We start from the raw sequence: 3967 nt of genomic DNA, 5'->3' as shown, positions 1-3967 counted from the left end.
TAAAAATATTGCTCTCTCATCTTTGGACCAAATAATCTGTATTTTAAAAGACCAAATTAGATGCGCTTACCCTGCTAAAGTTTGGCATGGGGTGATATTAGACATTACCGATCGCAAACTTGCAGAAGAAAAGCTCAAACAGGCCGAGCATAAATATCGCACCTTAATCGAACAAATTCCCGGAGTTGTATATATCTCTCCGATTGAAGCAAATACCGAGGAAGGTTATATCAGCCCGCAACTGCAACAATTGCTGGAAGTTCCTCAAGAAGAGTGGCCTGCTGGCTTGTTTAATAGTTGGGCGGACTACGTACATCCAGAAGATCGCGATCGCGTTTGGCAAGCCGTAAGCAATACGATTTCTACGGGAGAGCCATTGAGCGTCGAATATCGCATGATAACTCGCAATGGCAGAACGGTTTGGGTCAGAGATCGAGGCAATCTCGTCCTTGCCGCAAACGGAAAGACTCAAGTGCTTCAGGGTTTAGCTTTCGATATTAGCGATCGCAAGCAAATGGAGCAAGCGCTGCAACAAAGCAACGAGCGTTTTCAACTAGCAGCATCAGCAGTAAAAGGATTTATTTACGACTGGGATTTCCAACAAAATACTGTTTTGCGAACGCAAGGACTGTTTGATGCCGTTGGATACCATCCTGAAGAAGCTGAAGCTAAGTTCGAGTGGTGGAACGAACACATTCACCCAGAAGATTTACCGAACGTTTCTCAGCAGCTAGCCGAAGCATTTAGCAATCCAACTCAAATTTATTACGCGATCGAATACCGACTTCGCCATCGAGGCGGTCACTACGTTTACCTGTCAGATTACGGCACGATCGCGCGAGATGCCAACGGACAAGCAATTCGTGCCGTAGGTCATGCCATAGATGTGAGCGAGCGTAGAAAGGCAGAAGCAGCCTTGCAAAAAGCCCTCCAAGCCGCCCAAGCTGCATCCATCGCCAAAAGCCGCTTCCTGTCCAACATGAGCCACGAACTGCGTACTCCCCTTAATGCCATTCTCGGTTTTAGCCAAGTGATGGTTCGCAGTAGTTCGCTTTCTGCCGAGCAAAAAGACCAGCTAAAAATCATTAATCGCAGTGGCGAACATTTGCTTAATTTAATCAACGATATTTTGTCAATGGCCAAAATTGAAGCGGGTCAGACAAAACTCAACGAAAATCGCTTTGACCTGTATCAGCTCCTTGATGATTTAGAACAGATGCTCAAACTCAAAGCGATTTCCAAAGGCTTGCAGCTAACTTTTGAACGGGCATCAAATGTTCCCCACTACGTGCAAACTGACGAAAATAAATTGCGTCAGGTTTTAATTAACCTGTTGGGAAATGCGATAAAATTTACTGCCTCCGGTCACGTCGCATTACGAGTAAAAAAGGGCTGGATATCAGAAAAAGCTGACCTCCAAAACCTCAGCTCTAAAACCTATTTGTTGTTTGAAATTGAAGACACTGGGCCCGGCATTGCTCCCAATGAAATTAAAACTTTATTCGATCCCTTCGTCCAAACAGAAGCAGGCCGCAAATCGATGCAAGGAACGGGGTTGGGTTTAACTATCAGCCAACAATTCGTAGAGATGATGGGAGGAGAGATTGGGGCCAGCAGTCAACTCGGTCAGGGAACAATTTTCACATTCGATATCGTCGCGAGCGAGGTTGCTGAACTTGATGAGAAGAGTTTATTAATTACCCAGGAAGTTATTGGATTAGAGCCAAATCAACCTGTGTACCGCATTCTAGTTGTTGAGGATGTCGAAGAGAACCGTCAGTTGCTCTTAAAAATACTCGAACCGTTAGGATTGGAAGTGCGAGAAGCGGTTAACGGTCAAGAAGCGATCGCTTTGTGGTCAACTTGGAAACCGCACCTAATCTGGATGGATATGCGAATGCCCGTCATGGACGGCTACGAAGCAACTAGAGAAATAAAAGCTTTGGAACAGCAAAGTGCAGTAGCTGGAGAAAATATCAACTTACCTGCCAACTCATCACCTACTAACGCAACAAAAATTATTGCTTTAACTGCTAGCGCTTTTGAAGAAGATCGAGCCAAGATTATGACAGCAGGCTGCGATGACTTTATACATAAGCCTTTTCGAGAGTCGGTGCTATTTGACAAGATGGCTCAACACTTAGGAGTCCGTTATCTTTATCAAGAGGATTTGTCGCATAGCTCACCCCAGCCAGCAACACCGAGAAACTTAACACCAGAGGATCTAAACGTCATGCCTTCTGAGTGGATAGCACAGTTCCGACAAGAGGTGCTTTGTGCCAACGACGAGTTAATATTGCAGCTAATCGACCAAATTCCCGAAAGCGAGGCAAGTTTAGCACACACCCTGACAGATTTGGTTAATAACTTTCGCTTAGATATACTCTTTGATTTAATCCGAGCATCTAGTAATGAATAGCCATCAAGTACCCGCTTTCTTTGGGGACATCCTCGTCGTTGACGATCATCCAGACAACCTCCGAGTTTTGTCCGCTATCCTTGCCGAGTCTGGATATCAAGTCCGGAAAGTAATTAACGGTCAGCTAGCTTTAAAAGTTGCCCAAAATGCTCCCCCCGCTCTAATTTTACTTGACATCTTGATGCCAGAAATGGATGGCTATGAAGTTTGCTCCTTGCTAAAAGCTCACTCACAAACAGCGCAGATTCCAGTAATTTTTATCAGCGCTCTTGATGATGTATTTGATAAAGTAAAAGCCTTTGAGGTTGGCGGGGTAGATTATATCATTAAACCCTTTCAAGCAGCCGAAGTTTTAGCTCGCGTTAAAAACCAACTACTTATCCGCAATCTGTATCTCCAACTTCAGAATCAAGCACAGAAAATCGCCGAGCAAAATGCATTTCTACAACAGGAAATTAAGACTCGTAAACAAGCTGAATCTGCTTTGGTTGAAGCTAATCTCGAGCTACAGCGTCTTGCCTCTTTAGATAGCTTAACAGGAGTCGCTAATCGTCGCCAGTTCAATGAATTTCTCAATAAAGAGTGGCAACGGATGGCACGAGAGCAATTACCCTTATCTTTGATTTTAAGTGATATTGATTATTTCAAAAAATACAATGATACTTATGGTCATTTAGCCGGGGATTCCTGTCTACAGCAAGTGGCTCAAATGATTAGCCGTGCTATTAAGCGTCCGGCAGATTTATTGGCTCGTTACGGAGGCGAAGAATTCGCTGTAATTCTACCTAATACAAAAGCTGAAGGAGCGCTAAAAGTTGCTGAGGCGATGCGGCATGAAGTGCTAAATCTTAAAATTGCTCACGCTCAATCTGCTGTTAATAAATACGTCACCTTGAGTCTGGGCATTTTCAGTGTAGTTCCACAGCACACCTCTGACCCCTCAATCTTGATTGCTGGGGCTGATAAAGCATTATATGAAGCTAAAGAGCAGGGGAGAAACCGCTCAATTGTAAAAACTTTTTAATTATTAGGCTTTGAGTTCAAATCAACTTGCTTACCAGATAAATTGATTTAGGTGTTTATCCCCAAACTCCCAGATTTTTACTCCATTGAACTGTGGTGGTCACAACTCAAATGTTTTTTACGTAGGTTCGCTCCAACTACCACCTTTAGGATTGATACAATAATTGCAGGTATCCTCAACTTATTGATTAATTAGGATTTGAAGAGTTTCAAGATTGTGGATTTGGCTGGTCAAAAAGAGGCAAAAAAAGTTGGTAAAAAGATAGCATTAATTTGGGATGGCGCTAAATATCCTTCTTCAGCAGAGGTAAAAGACTTTTTGTCATTGGTGAATAATGGTTTAGATCAATACTCCGGACAGTTTTGGGAACGATACTACAAGCTTACGCGGGGCAAGGATCATAAAAAAGTCGAGTTAAATATAAGTCAGGGGTGGAGCTGACATTGATTGGGAGCGTGTCACTTTTGCGATGAGTATAAATACTCATGAACCCCACCATGACTTTTTTACCGATCATCAGTATA

At 43.3% G+C, this 3967-nt stretch carries 3 protein-coding genes; all 3 read left to right on the top strand.

Going from position 1 to position 3967, the window contains the following annotated elements:
* Nucleotides 1-2419: PAS domain-containing protein (locus QUA04_RS28970; RefSeq protein WP_333264056.1), on the top strand; the 2419-nt coding region annotated here is incomplete at its 5' end.
* Nucleotides 2412-3443, top strand: coding sequence for a PleD family two-component system response regulator (locus tag QUA04_RS28965; protein ID WP_333264053.1), 1032 nt, complete (start codon nt 2412-2414; stop codon nt 3441-3443). The genes QUA04_RS28970 and QUA04_RS28965, both read left to right, overlap by 8 nt.
* Nucleotides 3444-3665: 222 nt before the next feature.
* Complete coding sequence (locus tag QUA04_RS28960; protein WP_333264048.1) at nt 3666-3884, top strand: hypothetical protein; 219 nt, start codon at nt 3666-3668, stop codon at nt 3882-3884.
* Nucleotides 3885-3967: the final 83 nt, after the last annotated feature.

The organism is Microcoleus sp. S13_C5 (genome assembly GCF_036700845.1).
Taxonomy (GTDB): domain Bacteria; phylum Cyanobacteriota; class Cyanobacteriia; order Cyanobacteriales; family Microcoleaceae; genus Microcoleus.
Note: the sequence above shows the minus strand (reverse complement) of the source record. Positions and strands in the feature narration are given on the sequence as shown.